The organism is Leptolyngbya sp. BL0902 (genome assembly GCF_016403105.1).
In the GTDB taxonomy this organism is placed as follows: domain Bacteria; phylum Cyanobacteriota; class Cyanobacteriia; order Phormidesmidales; family Phormidesmidaceae; genus Nodosilinea.
The window spans coordinates 2,963,714-2,979,472 of record NZ_CP046155.1 but is presented as its reverse complement, the minus strand read 5'-3'; the positions used below and the strand labels follow the sequence as shown (position 1 = coordinate 2,979,472).

Annotated in this window: 16 protein-coding genes; 1 reads left to right on the top strand and 15 read right to left on the bottom strand. The window is 46.1% G+C overall.

Features of this window, described 5'->3' with window-relative positions:
• Positions 1-10: 10 nt before the first annotated feature.
• The 15 genes from GFS31_RS13080 to GFS31_RS13010 form a co-directional block, all read right to left on the bottom strand.
• Positions 11-1,216 (bottom strand): glycosyltransferase family 4 protein, encoded by a 1,206-nt coding sequence (locus tag GFS31_RS13080; protein WP_198805238.1) that lies wholly within the window; start codon positions 1,214-1,216, stop codon positions 11-13.
• Positions 1,213-2,523: a glycosyltransferase family 4 protein gene (locus tag GFS31_RS13075; protein WP_198805237.1), complete on the bottom strand. Its 1,311-nt coding sequence runs from the start codon at positions 2,521-2,523 to the stop codon at positions 1,213-1,215. Before GFS31_RS13075 ends, GFS31_RS13080 begins: the two co-directional genes overlap by 4 nt.
• Positions 2,524-3,408, bottom strand: a complete 885-nt coding sequence (locus tag GFS31_RS13070) for a glycosyltransferase family 2 protein (protein WP_198805236.1) — start codon at positions 3,406-3,408, stop codon at positions 2,524-2,526.
• Complete coding sequence (locus GFS31_RS13065; RefSeq protein WP_198805235.1) at positions 3,405-4,289, bottom strand: glycosyltransferase family 2 protein; 885 nt, start codon at positions 4,287-4,289, stop codon at positions 3,405-3,407. The genes GFS31_RS13070 and GFS31_RS13065 overlap by 4 nt, the downstream gene beginning before the upstream one ends.
• Positions 4,282-5,514: a glycosyltransferase family 4 protein gene (locus GFS31_RS13060; protein WP_198805234.1), complete on the bottom strand. Its 1,233-nt coding sequence runs from the start codon at positions 5,512-5,514 to the stop codon at positions 4,282-4,284. The genes GFS31_RS13065 and GFS31_RS13060 overlap by 8 nt, the downstream gene beginning before the upstream one ends.
• Positions 5,515-6,105, bottom strand: coding sequence for an FkbM family methyltransferase (locus tag GFS31_RS13055; RefSeq protein ID WP_225907684.1), 591 nt, complete (start codon positions 6,103-6,105; stop codon positions 5,515-5,517).
• A 184-nt stretch (positions 6,106-6,289) separates the two neighbouring features.
• Positions 6,290-7,099, bottom strand: a complete 810-nt coding sequence (locus tag GFS31_RS13050; protein ID WP_198805232.1) for an FkbM family methyltransferase — start codon at positions 7,097-7,099, stop codon at positions 6,290-6,292.
• 49 nt (positions 7,100-7,148) lie between these two features.
• The gene (locus GFS31_RS13045) at positions 7,149-7,832 is read right to left on the bottom strand and encodes a class I SAM-dependent methyltransferase (protein WP_198805231.1); all 684 of its coding nucleotides are present in this window, start codon (positions 7,830-7,832) and stop codon (positions 7,149-7,151) included.
• Between the two features lie 13 nt (positions 7,833-7,845).
• Entirely contained in the window at positions 7,846-8,787 is a 942-nt protein-coding gene (locus GFS31_RS13040) for a glycosyltransferase family 2 protein (protein WP_198805230.1), read from the bottom strand.
• Positions 8,788-8,816: 29 nt separating this feature from the next.
• Entirely contained in the window at positions 8,817-9,491 is a 675-nt protein-coding gene (locus GFS31_RS13035; RefSeq protein ID WP_198805229.1) for a Uma2 family endonuclease, read from the bottom strand.
• Between the two features lie 40 nt (positions 9,492-9,531).
• Positions 9,532-10,914: a hypothetical protein gene (locus GFS31_RS13030; RefSeq protein WP_198805228.1), complete on the bottom strand. Its 1,383-nt coding sequence runs from the start codon at positions 10,912-10,914 to the stop codon at positions 9,532-9,534.
• 3 nt (positions 10,915-10,917) lie between these two features.
• Positions 10,918-12,444, bottom strand: coding sequence for a DUF362 domain-containing protein (locus tag GFS31_RS13025; RefSeq protein ID WP_198805227.1), 1,527 nt, complete (start codon positions 12,442-12,444; stop codon positions 10,918-10,920).
• A 1-nt stretch (position 12,445) separates the two neighbouring features.
• A complete protein-coding gene (locus GFS31_RS13020; protein WP_198805226.1) occupies positions 12,446-13,183 on the bottom strand; it encodes an FkbM family methyltransferase in 738 nt (245 codons plus the stop codon).
• On the bottom strand, positions 13,158-14,495 hold the full coding sequence (locus tag GFS31_RS13015; protein WP_198805225.1) for an ABC transporter ATP-binding protein: 1,338 nt from the start codon (positions 14,493-14,495) through the stop codon (positions 13,158-13,160). Before GFS31_RS13015 ends, GFS31_RS13020 begins: the two co-directional genes overlap by 26 nt.
• Positions 14,496-14,555: 60 nt before the next feature.
• Positions 14,556-14,879, bottom strand: a complete 324-nt coding sequence (locus tag GFS31_RS13010; protein ID WP_198805224.1) for a hypothetical protein — start codon at positions 14,877-14,879, stop codon at positions 14,556-14,558.
• Positions 14,880-14,944: 65 nt separating this feature from the next.
• On the opposite strand from GFS31_RS13010, the gene GFS31_RS13005 reads away from it, so the two are divergent.
• Positions 14,945-15,724 (top strand): PD-(D/E)XK nuclease family protein, encoded by a 780-nt coding sequence (locus tag GFS31_RS13005; RefSeq protein ID WP_198805223.1) that lies wholly within the window; start codon positions 14,945-14,947, stop codon positions 15,722-15,724.
• The last annotated feature ends 35 nt before the right edge of the window (positions 15,725-15,759 follow it).

The window sequence follows — 15,759 nt, the reverse complement described above, 5'->3', positions numbered from 1 at the left end:
CTCTCCTGCCTCAGTCCTGTATGCTTGGCTCCAACGACCCCATCAGCCCCCGATAAACCGCCTCTGTTTTTTTCGCCAAGGTAGGCCAACTGTAGCGTTCCTGCACCTTTTGGTAGCCCGATTGCCCCATCCGGGCGGCGGTTTCAGGATGGTTGAGCAAATCCAGTATCCGATCCGCGATTTCGGGCGTGGATTGCTCCACTAGGTAGCCGTCCTGCCCATCACTCACCACCTCCGCCACCGCCGGAATGTTGCAGCCAATCACAGGTTTGCCAAAGCTCCAGGCTTCGGTATACACACCGCCAAAGCTCTCCTGGCTGGAGGGCACACAGAGCAGGTCGCAGGCCGCCAGGGCGTTGGTTTTCGTCTGCAAATCCACCGCCCCCAACCGATGAAGGCGCGGATCCGCCATCTCCGCAAAAGCGGTCTCAGAATCCTTCACCGCTGGGCCAATGAACACAAACTGGGTCTCTGGCTGCTGTGCCCACACGGTCTTGGCCGCCTCCAACACCTGCCGAAACCCCTTGTAGGGATAGTGCTGCCCCAAAAACAACACCATCGGCCCGGTAATGCCGTAGGTCTGCCGAAAGCCTTGGGCATCGGCTTGGGGAGCCAGCACAGGGCCATGCCCGGTTACGTGAATACGGCTTTCCTGAACGCCCAACCCGTGTAGAATCTGGGCCTCGGCCTGGGTGAGGGCAATCACTGCATCAGCCCGTTGATAGAGCTGAATGTATTCCCGATAGCGCCAGCCCACCCAGCGGGGATGATGGACAGGCGTCAAAATAAACGGAATCCCTCGCCGCCGCGCCATCTGCCAACTGGCGTAGGTCAGCCCCTCTCGACCAATGCGGACGTTGTGGATCAGGTCACTCGCTTGGGCAAATTCCTGTATGGATTCCGCAATCACCGCCGCAATGGGGGGCAAGGCCACCGCCATCCAGGGGTAGTACAACGGCAACCAGGGAGCCATCCGCAGTTTTTCCGGCCAGCCAAAGCCCAACCGATGAACGGAAACCCCATCCACCTCGTAGTCGTAGGGCCGACCGTGGGCCTTGAGGGTGGTGCCCAGCAGCCAGTCGGTACGGTTATGGTTCCAAAAGGTGACGACCTGGATGGAATGCCGCCCCTGCAACTGCTGCGCCAACAGGTGCTGGTGAAGCTGGGCACCCCCAATGTAGGGCGGATAGGCGGTGAGGGTGTAGAGGAGGTTCATGGGAGGTTTTCGGCGGCGATGCGGTACACATTAACGGTTTGTTCGGCGCATTTGGCCCAGCTAAATTGTTTAGCCCGATCCAATCCCTTGTGAGATAGTTCGGTTCTTAATGTCTGATTATTGATGAGAGCCAGCATGGCCTGACATAGGGCGTCTTCATCCTTAGGATCAATCATAATTCCTGCATCGCCCACCACTTCTGGCAGAGAACTGGTGTTTGAGGTGATGACAGGAACGCCGCATTGCATGGCCTCTAGGGGAGGAAGACCAAAGCCTTCATGGAGTGAGGGATACACAAAGCCTAGCGCACCATTGTAAATTGAGATTAGGTCTTGGTCTGGAAGAAAGCCTGTGAAAATAATGTGATCTTGCAAGTCAGGAAATTGACTGATAGCTTCAAAGATCCTCTTATTTTTCCAGCCACTTGCACCTACTAAGACTAGATTGATATCTAAATTAGGCTGCTCTCTCAGAAACCTTAGAAAACCAGTAATTAGAAAATCTAGGTTTTTGCGCGGCTCTAGGGTGGCAAGGCTAAGCAGGTAAGGCTTATTGCTTAGGGGGTGGCTTGATAGCGATAAAGACTCATCCGAATGTGGTACTGGCTTGAACATTCCCGATGCCGCCAAGGGAACTACAAAGACTCGATTTTCATTCATCCCAGTGTACGTGCAAAAATCTTGCTTTGTAGCCTCTGAAATGCAAATTACCCAATCATGGTGATAATCAATGCTTTTCAGAATGCGATGAAACTGCGTAATTGTTCGATCAGAACATAATTGAGGGTAGTGGATGGGTGTTAGATCATAAATGGTGATAATCCTTGCAATGGGAAATCCTTTGAGTTCTTTAGGTAACGGAAAGTAAGGGGAATGGTAAACTTGACATTGACTGAGGTTGATTTTGGATTTTGAAAATGAATTAAGCAGCCAATCAAAAGGAAATTGCATCGCGACAGCCATTTTGCGCATCAATGGCATCGACGAAAAATAGCCTAAAGCTTTTTTTTGGACGCTGATAGGAATATCCAGGAGTCGTTCAAACGCATTGGTTGATATCAACTCAGATTCTCTAAACTTGAGTTTATTATCCTGAAGATAAATCTGTGTGCTACGTCGATACCAAGGGCTAGTTTCGTTGTTAAGCCCTACTAGATCAAACTCAATATCTTGGCGTTCTAAAAGAGATGAAAGGGTTTGATCAAAAGCACGGAAAATCCCCGTCCTCGCTTTTACATTGACATATCCCATTCCTAAAAGTGAGCAATCAATTGCTATTCTTATTTTAACACTTGGCTTATAAAACATTTAATAATCCTTAGTCATTCGCTTTTGCCTCTTTAAAAAATACTTTGGCACCAGCCATCGAATTAAGGTAATTAAGATGAGCTTGAGATAAATATGTACAAATACAAGGGGTGATAAAAATCCGTAGAATTTAGTGCAATAGTACCAATGTGCTGATGGATAGAGGTTAGACTTTTTGGTTTTTATACGCTGCCACTGTTTAAGGATTGACTTTGAGCTAGTCAACCAGTTTTGCTCTAGTTCATTAAACTCACAAAAAGCTTTCGCATTGCCAATGACTTCTAGTTGATATCCCCTCTTTTTCGCTTCCCAGGTATAGACGACGTCAGCAAAGCACTGCGGAAGTCTCTGACTAGGGGGATATCCAATTTGATCAACCACAGACCTAGGCAGACATACTAGATTACCACTTGTACAATCGCAAGATTGACAATGATTTTCTGGAACACAAATAGGCTTGAGCGACCATGTTCCTCTAATTTGCCCTCCATAGGTGGGTGGGTGTTTGTCTTTGGAGCTGTAGCATTGAGCAGTCGCAATAGTCTTTTGTCGTTGAGTGCAAGTATCCACTAGGGTAGAGATCGCATTAGGCAGCGGTAATGTGTCGTCATTCAGCCAAATAAAGAAGTCAGCTCCCTTCTCATAGGCATATTCCATCCCTTTGACCATGGCCCCCGTCCACCACAGATTACCATCACCTTTGAGAATGGTGACTTGAGAAAACTGGCTCTGAATCGCCTCGGCGGTGCCATCGGTGGAACCATCGTCAATCACCACGACCCTATACCGTGCGAGGTCGCCATTGCGCTGTAGCGTCTCTAGGCAGGTAAGGGTGACGACCTTGCGGTTGTGGACGGGGATGAGGATGTAGACCAATGGGTTCATAGGTTAGTGACCTGCCAGCGCTGGGTGGTGGGATCGTAGGCGCAATGTTTGTGGACGGGTTTTAGCTTCCAGGTGGTCATTCGCCGACGGGCCGCATAGGGTAGGCGTACATAGTCTTTGAGGATTTTGGTGGTGATTGCTCCTAGCTTACCCAGGGTGCGCCCGCCATAGTCCTTTAGGATCGCGTTCACTTCGGCCTGATACTGCGCTGCCTGGGCAACGGATCGCTGGTTGCCGTGGGTACGAAAACCCCCAAGGGGAACGGAAACCGTGTACAAATCGGCGTGCTGAAAGAATCTGGCCCATAGTTCAAAATCAGCGGCGAGGGGGTAGCGGGTATCGAGGTTGGCCCCGGCTTTTTCCCAGAGGGAACGTCGCCAAAAGACTGACTCTTGTTGGATGGCACCTAGGCTATACCAGGCACTATCGGGCACGTTTTCGCCTTTGAAAAACCCTTGGCGGGTGTAGCCACCGCGCTGGGCGCAGTAGATGGGGCTACCTGCGGCATTCCACACGATGGGACATAGGGTAGTTAACCATTCCACGTCGGGCAGGGTGGTGAAGATTTCGTTGACGATTTGAAAGGCCCAGGGAGTATACATATCGTCGGAGTTAATCCAGGCCATAATGTCGCCACTGCTGGGGTGGAACCCTTTGTTGATGGCGTCGTATTGGCCCTGATCGGGTTCGCTGCACCAGGAGGATAGTTGGTTGCTGTAGCGTTCTAGAATCTCCTGGCTGCTGTCGCTGGAGCCACCATCGATGACACGATACTCAAGGTTAGGATAGCCCTGCCCCAAGACGCTGTGAAGGGTCGCCTCTAGAAAGGTGGCTTGGTTAAAGGAGGGGGTCACGATGGAAATTTTGAGCGGATTAGCCACAGGGTGGAAGCAAGGATTCATAGAGGGCTTTATAGCGTTGGGCCTGGAGGTCGAGGGCATATTCGGCGACAGCAACTTGGCGACATTGGGCGGCTAAGGTATGGCGTAGTTCGGGCTGAGTAAGCAGCGTAACCACTTGGGCGGTGAAGGCTTCCACATCTTCGGCGGGGGCCAACAGTCCGGTGATGCCGGGACGCACGAGTTCGGGGACGCCCCCCACATCAAAGGACACCATTGGTGTACCGCAGGCCATGCTTTCTTGCAGCACAATGGGCAGGTTGTCGGCACGGGTGGGGAAGGCAAAAATATCAGCGGCAGAGTAGGCGAGGGATTTGAGGCGATCACTGGCCACAAATCCTAAAAAGACGGTGGGCAGGGAGATGGCTTGCTGCATGGTTTCCGATGCCTTGCCCATGAGCAGGAGGGTGGTCTTGGCCTTGAGATCGTCGGGCAGGCGATGGAGGCTTTGAAGCAGCAAATCCATGCCTTTGCGGGAATCCGTGAGGCTTTCGGCGCAGCTCATGACGATGTGGTGATCTGCTGGCAACCCCAGGGCTTGCCGTGCTAGGACAGGATCGATGGGGGCGTAGGCTTGCACATCCAGGCCGTTGGGGATGTGGTGGATGGGATGCTGCCCCAGTAGGCTGTTCTGCGCCTGGGTTTGCAGCCAGCGAGAGGGGCTGACAATGGCGAGGCGAGCGTGGTTGTAGGCCCATCGTTTGAGCCGCCATTCGAGGGCGGTGCTGTCTCGCTGAATGGGGGGATAGCTGGTGGGGTAGGGGCATTGGCCACAGCCCGTTTGCCAGCGGGTACAGTCGTAGCTGTAGGCGCAATGGCCCGTGAAGGCCCACATATCATGGAGGGTCATGACCATGGGGGCGCGGGTGGTGAGGCGTGGGATGGCGAGGTAGTTGAAGTAGTCGCTGTGGATGACGTGGGCGTTGATAATATCGGCCTGTTGCAGAAAGGGATGATGGCCTAGGCGGAAGGAACCGAGGGTATGAAGATCGTTGAGGCCAAGGGGCTTTGTGATGCGCTTGAGGGCTTCTTCTACCAACCGTAGCCGAGGCACTAGGGCGGATCGATTTGTGTCTAGGGTTTTGGCTTTACTAAGAATATTGCAGTCGATTCCCTGAGCAGCTAATCCTTGGCACAGGCGATACATGGCGATGGCCCCGCCGCCGCCACCACTATAGTCGCTGAAGTTGATCTGTAGAACGTTCATTTAGCGCCAGCGGTTGTTGTTGAAGCCGGGGTAGGATTGGGGCACAAAGAATAGGTCAAACTGCCAAAAAGCTTGGTCAAAGTCGCGATATAAAGGTTCGCTCATATCAATGCAGCGAAAGCCTCGGTCTTCGAGATACTGACACAGTTGAGGAAACCGCAGGCTACCGGGCGCAATATCGAAGTTATAGGTTTCTACGACCAATAAACTGGCCTGTTTTAGGGTTTCTTTGGCTCCTTCAAAGATAGGTACTTCAAAGCCGTGGGTGTCTAGCTTGATCAGGTAGGGTGGCTGAAGCTGATAGGTTTTACAAAGGGCATCGACAGTAGTGACAGGAACTTTGAGGTTGGTTTGAGCCGAAGCTTCGTGAGAAGCCAGTCCACCGAAGGGATCGGTACCATCAAAGTAGATTTCGCCCTCGGTATCGCCAGCCGCCGCAAGGATGTAATCAACCTTGGAATTCTGGGCTTTGAATTGCTCTAGGGCTTTTTGGTGGTAGGGGTTAGCTTCTACCAGCAAATAAGATGCATCAGGATAATACTTTCCTAAGCGTTCTGACCAACAGCCGTTAGAGGCACCAATATCAATCACGCTGGCGATAGGGGTTTGCCGCTGGGCGACGCGCTGAAGGGCAGCACCTAAGGATACAAGGCTTGTTTCAGATTGCCCAAAAAAGCTTTTTTTGACTAGTTTAGAGAGTAGTTTTCTCACAATTTATTCCAGAATATTAGAACCAGAAGCATAGCTGTCTTTCAGCAAAATATATATCTACTATCTAACCTGCCTCTCTGAAGGCAAATATATTAACTTGCATATCCATTCCTGATGCAGCTAATCTCTCAATAAAAGGATGTGGAGATGAAAAAGATGGATGAAGATGTATTCTAAACCCAGAATCAGCGAGGATTTGGGTTATAGCATGAAGAGTCTGAGGGGAGTTAACAAAAGAGTGATACTCAATAAATAGGTTTTTGACATAATGAAGCCTTTCCTTACAGTCTTGAATGACAGTTGTTTCGGCACCTTCAATATCCACCTTCAAGAGATCAACGGGCTTGGTCAAGAAATCTTTTATTCTTATGGCTTCAACTTGATATTTTTTCAAATTCTTAAGATCAGTTTCTACAACGCGACCTCCATCTGCCCCTTCTGACATAAATTCTAAATGAGTAGCTGAATCCCATACAGCCTGGTTTAATAACTTGACGCCAGAAAAATCAAAACTAGAAATATTCTTTTCAAGAATCCGAAAAATAGATCTATCAGGCTCAAAAGCTAATATCTCAGAATTCGGAAACAGTCGCTTGAAATAAATAATGCTCAGACCAATATTAGCTCCACAATCTATAATAAATGGGCGATCACTATTACTGCAAAACTTGTAAATCTCCTTTTTGAATATCTCATCAAACATAAAGACAAAAGATGCTGAGTCAGCACCTTTGATGGGATATTTTAGTATGTTGGTCTGAAACTCAGTAAATCTAGGAATGCTGCTGATTCTCAATAATTCTAATTTGTCTTTTACCCTCTCAGGCTCCTGAAATACCCTAGTGATTCTATCTGAAAAGTCCTTTATCTTCACTGTTGGATCCCTTTATCTCTCAACTTTTATAATCTGACAGATGCTAAGACTAACGCTGAAGCAAAATCATTGAATCACGACCTAGTAGCCTCAAATCCGCATTGACAACTTGCCAACCTGCTTTTTGGGCCGCTTCAGTCATCTTTTTCTGATTATTTCTAGGCCACCAAATTTCATCATCAGGCTTACTTTGAAATTCTGTAGGGATACCTCCTTTTTCCCATCCATAGTTATCTAATTTTTGCCAGTCGCCGTATTGATGTAGAGCATAGCCGCCCTTTCGAGTTTTAGGATAAGCTTGCTTCAAAATATCTTCAACTTGCTCTAGATTATTATGGCAAAGGACTCCAAAAGACCAGAAAATATCAAAATAATCATCTTCAAATAAGTCTGCATAGTCTGAGTTACTCTCAATCCTATGGCATTTTAATCGTCCTTCATATCTCTCTGGTTTTAGCCATTGCTCGACAGGTTGAAAATCTACTGTGTGTAACTCGCCTTGCGGTATATATTTCAGAATAGCGCGTGACCAGGATCCTCTTCCTGGGCCTATTTCGAGAACTTTGGATGTTGAATTTAGAAGAGGTAAAAGAGATTCCTTGAAAACCTGTCGATAGGATCCACCTATAAGCTTTTCTTCGTTTCTTCGTCTAGCATTAGGCCAAATTGATAGCACATTGCCACTATCATAGCCATATTCAAACTCTTGTTTTAGCCAGTCTTGTGTCGGCATAACTAATGATCCTTTACTTTTTCCAAAGACTCGAAATTTTCCTGACCTCAGTTTTTATCTTGCCCTGGGCTTTGTTTAAGAAAGAGGATCTAAATGGTAGATCGCGAAAGAGATTTTTTGATGTATAGAAATCAGCTTCTGAGTCTCTAACAACAAAAGGAGGATGCTGAATAGGAGAAATTTCTCCTGCTGGTAAATTAGCTTTATTGGCATCAATCTCTATTGTATTGCTTGCTGCATCCCCAAAACCAAGATTGGATACAAGGTTTACATTGGGAAGGGTAATTAAGGCACTGTTAGACCAGCAACTATAAGCCCATCGATAAGCCCAACTATCCGGCTTTCCCTCCTGTGTCAATTTATTAAAGACTTTTGTCCAGTATCGAATCTCTACAGGATCCTCAAAAATAGTATCCATCAGGCCAGAGTCCCTGAGTTTTGGCCAAAAAGCTAGATCATCTTGATAGTTCTTCCAGGCACGTTTCCAGGTTGCCCAACCCCAGCAGTGGGGATATCTTGAAAAATAATAGCTGCCATCCCCTCGAATTTTCCCATCTTGGAAATTGTCGCCACTAATCATCCAAATACGGGTGTCGTTGCGATAGTAGTCTAGCAATTCTTGGCAAAAGGTAAAAAAACTTGGGCTAGGCAAGCAGTCGTCTTCTAAAACAATTGCCTCCTCTACCTGTTCAAATACCCAATTCAATCCCGAAGATACACGCCGCCGACAGCCTAGATTTGCCTCTGAGTAATCTCTATAAACCTCACAATCCCAGTCGATTTGTTCTGTAATGGCTCTGGCCTGCTGGCAAGGTAGGGCTTCCTCTTCATTACGAGGGCCATCGGCAATGACAAAAAGTTGCTTGGGTTGAGCTAGGCGAATCTGCTCAAACACTTTTGCTGTCACCTCTGGGCGACGAAAGATAATAAAAGCAACTGGGGTTGAGAGGGGCATGATTTAATGTATCTGTTCAAAATGGGCTCTCAAAACAAGCGATCTTGTAGCTCTTGGTAAAAATCAAGATATTTTTTATGGCTTAGATGAGTCTGCTGCTCAGCCAAAACATCCACTAAATTATGATTGAGCATGGCGTCGAGTGCTAAAACCAAGCCTGGGAACAGTTTGCTTTCAATGAGCCCTTGTTCATTAGGGCTGAGGGGCACATAGTTGCCTTCTTCTAGATGAAACCAATCAATGGCATGGTCATAGACTCGCCAAACCATATACTCTTTTACCCCATGACGACGATAAACCTGTAATTTATCGTGTAAATCGTAGGAAATCGTGGAGCCTGCAATCTCGACAATGAGTTCGGGTGCGCCTTCAATATAGTCATCATCACTAATGCGAGATTGGCCCCCATAATCTTCCTCAAGCCGAAGTAATGCGTCAGGCTGGGGTTCGTTATCCACATCCAGGCGAACGGTGGCATTATCTGCCAGTTCAAGACCGGGAGTGTAGGCAGCATAGAGCCCCAGCCAGGTCATGATATGGCTGTGAGGTAGCCCGTGGGAACGATAGCGCAAGGCAGCAGCCATGTGGACAACTCCATTGATGAGTTCGAGCTTTTTGGGGGATGAGGCATGGCTTGCCCGTCGTTCAAACTCATAGCGGGTGAGGCGATCACCATTTTCTAGGGGAGGAGTGAGGGTGTTCATAGTGGCTATTCAGTCAAGATAGAATGATGGCGTGCCGCTGCTATGAATATAGGATAGCGTTTCTTCGTTTAATGAGATTCTCTAGGGGCTTGAGCGTTAAATATGCATAATAAGCTTTTAGCCTCTTGTCTTCCAAATTAAAGACATAAACTAATCTCCTAACCTTTGGAATTCTATGAATATTCCAAAATACATCCCATGAAGTTAACCTTGCGGGAATATGGCGATTAATCCATTCAACATAATCAGGATGAATAATCTCTCGCAGAAGATTACTGTTTAGCGGATCAAGTGGCGATATTTTCATCGCTTGAAGATTAAGGGTGTTGCTCTTGTTTGTCTTGAAGCCCATGTCTTCTAGATTTAGATTATTTTTTTCAAAGAATTCTTTTTGCCATAAACGATTTTTTCGACGCTCACTTGGCAGGGTTAACATAGAAAGAGCAGTCTCAATATCTAAGAATGGAGACCAAGCTTGGAAGCCAAGATGCCTTGGTATTCTCATTAAATAAGACAGAAGAATTATCTTAAATCGCATAGATTCAATGACTCTAAAAATAGGTAAATTCAATTTGTCTTTATGAATTTCATAATACTCATTTATCAATTCACTTTTAGAAGATAAATAGCTCATTTGAGAGTCAGCTTTTATACCATGGCTATAGCCTAGTTTGAGAATATCTGAAGGAGATTGAATCTCTGTAATATTTACGCTTCCTGCCCAGGCATCGCCAATAATTCCACTTAAAAAAGGGTTATTCCCTTCAACTTTTGAGAGTATTTTATGGTAAAACTCAATTTGATACATTCCATGTGCATGGGTAGAAACGCCAAATATGCTATCCCAATCATTAATGTAATGATGATAATTGCCTATCTCAATTCTTTCCCATTGGATACTAAGTTTTTTACACAAAAGCTTGGCATAAATAGCCTCAAAGGAGTCTTCTTGATTATTTGATATGCCGTACGTAAAAGCTCTGACTCTAGACTTGTCTTCAATAAGAAAATTTAAAAGCCTTGAGTCATAGCCACCACTTGTAGGAATAACTATTTCTCCTTGGACTGATTTTTCCCACTGGTGAATGGCATTACATAGTAGTTGAAATACATCGTCTTCACTTGTCGCTTTATCTAGCCAATATTCAGAAGAATCTTCCAAATGCTCAACTTTAATTTCATTATTCTTCCCGACTGTCAATTTCGAGGAGTGTCTTAAAAACTTAATATTTTTAATTGGCGTTTGCCCAAATACAGAGTAGCCAAACTCAAGATAATTATTTAACCCTTCAGGGTGAAAATCAAATTTTGAAAAATCAATCACGTCATTAATATTATGGCTAACTTGGCCAGTCAGTTCATTATAAAAAACAGGGCTAGAAGCAAGCCAGTCTGTTTGATATATTTTTTGGTTGATATCCATCTATTAGCCTACTTCAATATGATCTTGCCAACCTACAGGAGGAGTAAAGTCTAAAAAACGAGCCTGAGTATTATTCATAAGAGAAGAATACTCAGGCTTATTTGAGAATACTGCTATTTGATTAGCCTCTCCTTCCCATAATTGGAGCCAAGGTCTTTTCAATCCTTGCTCAAGCATTTTTATTTTTCGATAATCAAAACCCATTAATCGTGCAGCGACTATATCTACGGACAAAGGATTAAAGCCTGCTAAAACAACACCCGAATGCTTGCTGGTTGGAGCTAGTGGCCCTTCTCCTTCGCCACCTACAATACCATCTATAACTGAGAAGAACTTGCGCTGAGGATGATTACAGAGATTACCTTCCTCATCAGCAAACAAAACGATTTTTGTGAGATCAAGTGTCATGCGCCACGATGTATCATTCCCGTACCAAGAACCTCCTACGATATTACCTTTGTACTTTTCTCCATGTCTAATTCGGCCCAATTTATCGATAATTTTTTGACCTAATTTTTGAATAAGAACTAGTCTCTTGTAAAGGAAGTCAGCAGTTTTATTTTCATGAGATAGAATATTCGTCAATAGCCACATTCTATAGCGGTTTAACGTATTCTGAGCGAAACCTAAGTCTGGATGTTCATCTCCACCAACATTCGGGCTTCCGACTCTATGATGAGGAATGTAATTCTTATCGCCTTGAGTTCCTACCATTCCCTTTAAATTGGCGGTGATTCCAACCTTGCTGTGAACTTTTAATTTGGGCACAGAAATGAAAACATCTGCTTTAAGAACCGTCTTAGAGACATAGTACTTATGATGTCCATTTGAATGATGAACAACTGTTTTTTGCCTTTTATAGTCAGAACCGTACAGTCGATTGATATCTTCTTGACTAAAATTAGAAAACTCGCTTGCGTCATATAAGTCAACTTCTTGATAGCCGTTTGGATCCCGAATTTCTATATTTCGGCCTTTAGAGGGAGCATAGTTATGCTCAAAGTCCCAGGGAACGTATAGATTTCTAAGATCGAAAATGTCAATTTCAAAATTTTTCTTTTCTCGATATAGCTCAATAATTTTATGTATTCCCGTTGTGTTGAGCCATTGTTCAAAATCACTATGAGCTAACGGGGCGTCTGCAATAATGACTCGTCCCTTTCCAGCAAGTGCTATATATATGTAGTCAATCACAGCTCGAATCACTGAACCGTGCGTTATGCTTGCAAAGACTGAATCACTCGGATTCATATTAAGATGCATAACCGCATTAGGCTTTACTAGAACAGTCTCTCCGCTATTAATCAGATTTTTTAAGGGATTCCAGCTAGAGGTATCAAAGTTTTCTTTGTCTAATCCTAAGAGATATAAGGATTGGCGAACAGCACTGTAAACTCGATTCCTCGAGTCTACTTCTAAAGTCCCTTCAAATGGATCTTCTGGATAAGAGACGTCCGAGTTGAATGGTGACAGTAACGGATAAGAAATCTGAGAGTCGCTGTAAATTGAAACATCGGAAATTGATAGCATTCTAATTTTTCTCTATATTTCTAAAAATAGCACTATTGACAAGTCTAGAATAAAGGCAATAACCTTGATCTTCTAGAAATGCTTGAATCTGAGTTTTCTGAGAATTTATCCTATTTTCTAAATCCTCAATAACTAGAACTTTAGGTCTCCATTTCTTCCAGTCGTTAGATGTTAAGACTTGATAGTCCAGCCCTTCGACATCTATACTTATAAAGTCAATACTCTGCCCTGTTTCAAGATAGCTGTCTAAAACGTCAGAAAGAGGCTTTGCCTTAACTTTTATCTCATTAATGATTCTATGAGAAGAGAGGTTTTCATACTCTTTTGATAGCTCAACTGAGCAGCCATTCAAAGCAGGCTCATCAAATTCATAGTATGTCAATATTTCCTCTTTGTCAGAGACCGTAATCTCTAAGTTAATATCTCGCGGCCTTATCTTCTTAAAGGAATCCATGCTTCCGGGCATTGCATCAATATTTATGCCTTTCCAGCCCTTTAAGTAAAATAGATATGTGTTTGAAAAGCGTTGAGGATGGTGGGCACCAATATCTACGTAAAAGCCACTTTCCTGTCCCTCAAACATTCGCATCAAGACAAGATCCTCTCCCTCTTGGGAAAAGGAAATTCTATGATGAGAGTAGCTTGTTTTTGGATATATGTAGTATTTTTGAGGTCTAATAATAGACTCTAAAACTTGAGCGTATTTTTTAGCTTTAGCGGCCAAGATTTTGAAATTCATGATCGTGTAGTTTTTGGAGCGATGCTTCTTGAGAATTTATCGACCAATCGCCCTTTATAAGAATTGGCCCAATTCCGCTGTGTGGAGTCCTTCCTTTCCCATAGAAACTGCCATCCTCTACATCTATAGAGCCAATGAAATCTTTAGGCCAGTCAGATTCTATGTCGTTCACCACAACACGAGCACCTACATAATATCTACCCCTAGAGAAGGGAAAATCAGATATTGTAAAACTAATACATCCGTCTTTTTTTAGGTCATCTAAATTAACTCCCATATAGTCGCTATATAAAACTGACAGCAGATCGCCTAGATGCGTATGCAAGCTAAAGCCTAAAGAAATATTTTTAGGAGAACTATTGCCGTTAACCCGGCACTGAAAAACCATTTTGACAGTATCTCCAGATGCAACGGCTGTCACTCTTTCTCCATTTATATTCTCCAACCAAAAATTGACTATCTTTAAAACCCCTGTTCCAGTACGCCTAACATTCTCAAGAGACGTTTGATTTGATGCAGAGGCAAGATCCTGTAGATAAAGAGTAATTCCTGCCTGCGGATCTCCATCGTGATAGATAGAGCCGCTGTTTAGCATAATTGTTCTAGAGCAAAGGTTCTTAATAGCCGACATCTGATGGCTAACAAATAAAATCGTTCGTCCCTCTTGTTTCGCCACATCTCCCATCTTGCCCAAACACTTCTTCTGAAATGCCGCATCCCCTACGGCCAGCACTTCATCCACCACCAAAATCTCTGGCTCTAGGTGGGCTGCTACCGCAAACGCCAGCCGCACATACATCCCGCTGGAATACCGTTTTACCGGAGTATCCAAGAACCGAGAAACCTCGGCAAATTCCACAATTTCATCAAACTTGCGGTTAATTTCGGCTCGGCTCATCCCCAGGATGGCCCCATTCAAAAAAATATTTTCCCGCCCCGTTAGCTCTGGATGAAAGCCCGTGCCCACCTCCAGCAGACTGGCTACCCGACCCCGCAGCTTAATCCGCCCCTCCGTCGGCTCCGTAATCCGGCTGAGGATCTTTAGCAGCGTAGACTTACCCGCCCCATTGCGGCCAATAATGCCCACCACCTCGCCCTGCTTCACCTCAAAGGACACATCCTTCAGCGCCCAAAATTCTTCCTGGTTGGGATTGGGCTGGCGTTTACCGGGATGCCGCAGCCGTCGCGCTACGGACTTGGCCCCATCGGCAATCACATCCCGCAGCGCTACATAGCGAGAATGCCCCTCCTGCTGGTGGCCCAGGATATATTTTTTGCCAAGATTTTCGACCTGGATGACCGTATCCGCCATGGGGCAACGCGCAAAGGACTGCAAAACGAGAGAACTACTCTTCATTCTGCCCAACTTGCTTCATTCTGCCTTCACAAAAACCATTACGATTCGTTGCACAGTGCCTAGCCCCCATCCCCCCCTCACCGGATGCGCCAATTGCCAGCCTGCCAACGCTGCCCCATCCGCCACGTCCAGCACTCCCTCCAGCACCACCTCCAGCCGCGCCGCCAACCGTAGCAACCGCAACGCCTGGATGTGGGCCACCTGATCGTCGGGCAATGATCCTAACCGCCGCAACAGCAAGCTCAGGCGCACCGCCGTTTCACCTCCTTCCCGACCCTCCGCAAGACTCTCTTGGTAGAAACGGGTTTGGCGAATATCGGCCATCCTTAGAGCCCGCATGGCGGTTCACCATCGGGCTCAGGCTACGACTGTTAAGATAAAACCACAGGATAGAGGCCCCAGGCATGGAGCGATCTGAAGTCATTGCTCTGATTCAACAAGAACTCCCCCGACTCATGGCCCAAGAGCCCCAGATGAGGGAGTTTGTTCTGCAAACCGTCTCAGACTTTTATATGGGACGGCGAGAAGCCGATATCAAATTTGACCGCATCCTAGCCGAGCTACAGCAAGATCGCGAAGAACAAGCCCGCAAGTGGGACGAGCAAAACCGCAAGTGGGATGAACAAAACCGCAAGTGGGACGAGCAAGCCCACCAGTGGGACGAACAAAACCGCAAGTGGGACGAACAAAACCGCAAGTGGGACGAACAAAACCGCAAGTGGGATGAACAAAACCGCAAGTGGGATGAGCAGCTAGCGGAAATTCGGCGCTTGGATAAACGGTTTGATAGCACGATTGGGGCTTTAGGGGCTCGATGGGGGCTATCTGCTGAGGCCAGTTTCCGTAATGCGCTGGCGGGCATTTTGACTCAATCTTTTGGGGTGGAAGTGCTCAATCTCACCCTCTACGACCAAGCGGGCGACGTCTTTGGCCGACCGGATCAAGTAGAGATTGACCTCATTATTAAAAATGGCACCACCATAGCCTGTGAGATCAAGTCCTCTATCGATAAAGCCGGGATGTACAGCTTTGGCCGCAAGGTAGATTTCTACGAAAAGCACGAACAACGACCCATTAGTCGCAAAATCGTTGTCTCACCCATGGTCGATCATCGGGCCTTGCCCGTCGCCAAAGCTCTGGGCATCGAAATCTATAGCTATGCCGATGATATTCAGGATATCTAGCCTCAGCAGATCACCAGCAGCTTCTCCCCCCGCAG

Bases quoted from the DNA above. Each gene is read 5' to 3' on its own strand.
- GFS31_RS13080 (WP_198805238.1), bottom strand. From the start codon at position 1,216: ATGAACCTCCTCTACACCCTCACCGCCTATCCGCCCTACATTGGGGGT.
- GFS31_RS13075 (WP_198805237.1), bottom strand. From the start codon at position 2,523: ATGTTTTATAAGCCAAGTGTTAAAATAAGAATAGCAATTGATTGCTCA.
- GFS31_RS13070 (WP_198805236.1), bottom strand. From the start codon at position 3,408: ATGAACCCATTGGTCTACATCCTCATCCCCGTCCACAACCGCAAGGTC.
- GFS31_RS13060 (WP_198805234.1), bottom strand. From the start codon at position 5,514: ATGAACGTTCTACAGATCAACTTCAGCGACTATAGTGGTGGCGGCGGC.
- GFS31_RS13045 (WP_198805231.1), bottom strand. From the start codon at position 7,832: ATGCCGACACAAGACTGGCTAAAACAAGAGTTTGAATATGGCTATGAT.
- GFS31_RS13040 (WP_198805230.1), bottom strand. From the start codon at position 8,787: ATGCCCCTCTCAACCCCAGTTGCTTTTATTATCTTTCGTCGCCCAGAG.
- GFS31_RS13035 (WP_198805229.1), bottom strand. From the start codon at position 9,491: ATGAACACCCTCACTCCTCCCCTAGAAAATGGTGATCGCCTCACCCGC.
- GFS31_RS13030 (WP_198805228.1), bottom strand. From the start codon at position 10,914: ATGGATATCAACCAAAAAATATATCAAACAGACTGGCTTGCTTCTAGC.
- GFS31_RS13025 (WP_198805227.1), bottom strand. From the start codon at position 12,444: ATGCTATCAATTTCCGATGTTTCAATTTACAGCGACTCTCAGATTTCT.
- GFS31_RS13020 (WP_198805226.1), bottom strand. From the start codon at position 13,183: ATGAATTTCAAAATCTTGGCCGCTAAAGCTAAAAAATACGCTCAAGTT.
- GFS31_RS13015 (WP_198805225.1), bottom strand. From the start codon at position 14,495: ATGGCGGATACGGTCATCCAGGTCGAAAATCTTGGCAAAAAATATATC.
- GFS31_RS13010 (WP_198805224.1), bottom strand. From the start codon at position 14,879: ATGCGGGCTCTAAGGATGGCCGATATTCGCCAAACCCGTTTCTACCAA.
- GFS31_RS13005 (WP_198805223.1), top strand. From the start codon at position 14,945: ATGGAGCGATCTGAAGTCATTGCTCTGATTCAACAAGAACTCCCCCGA.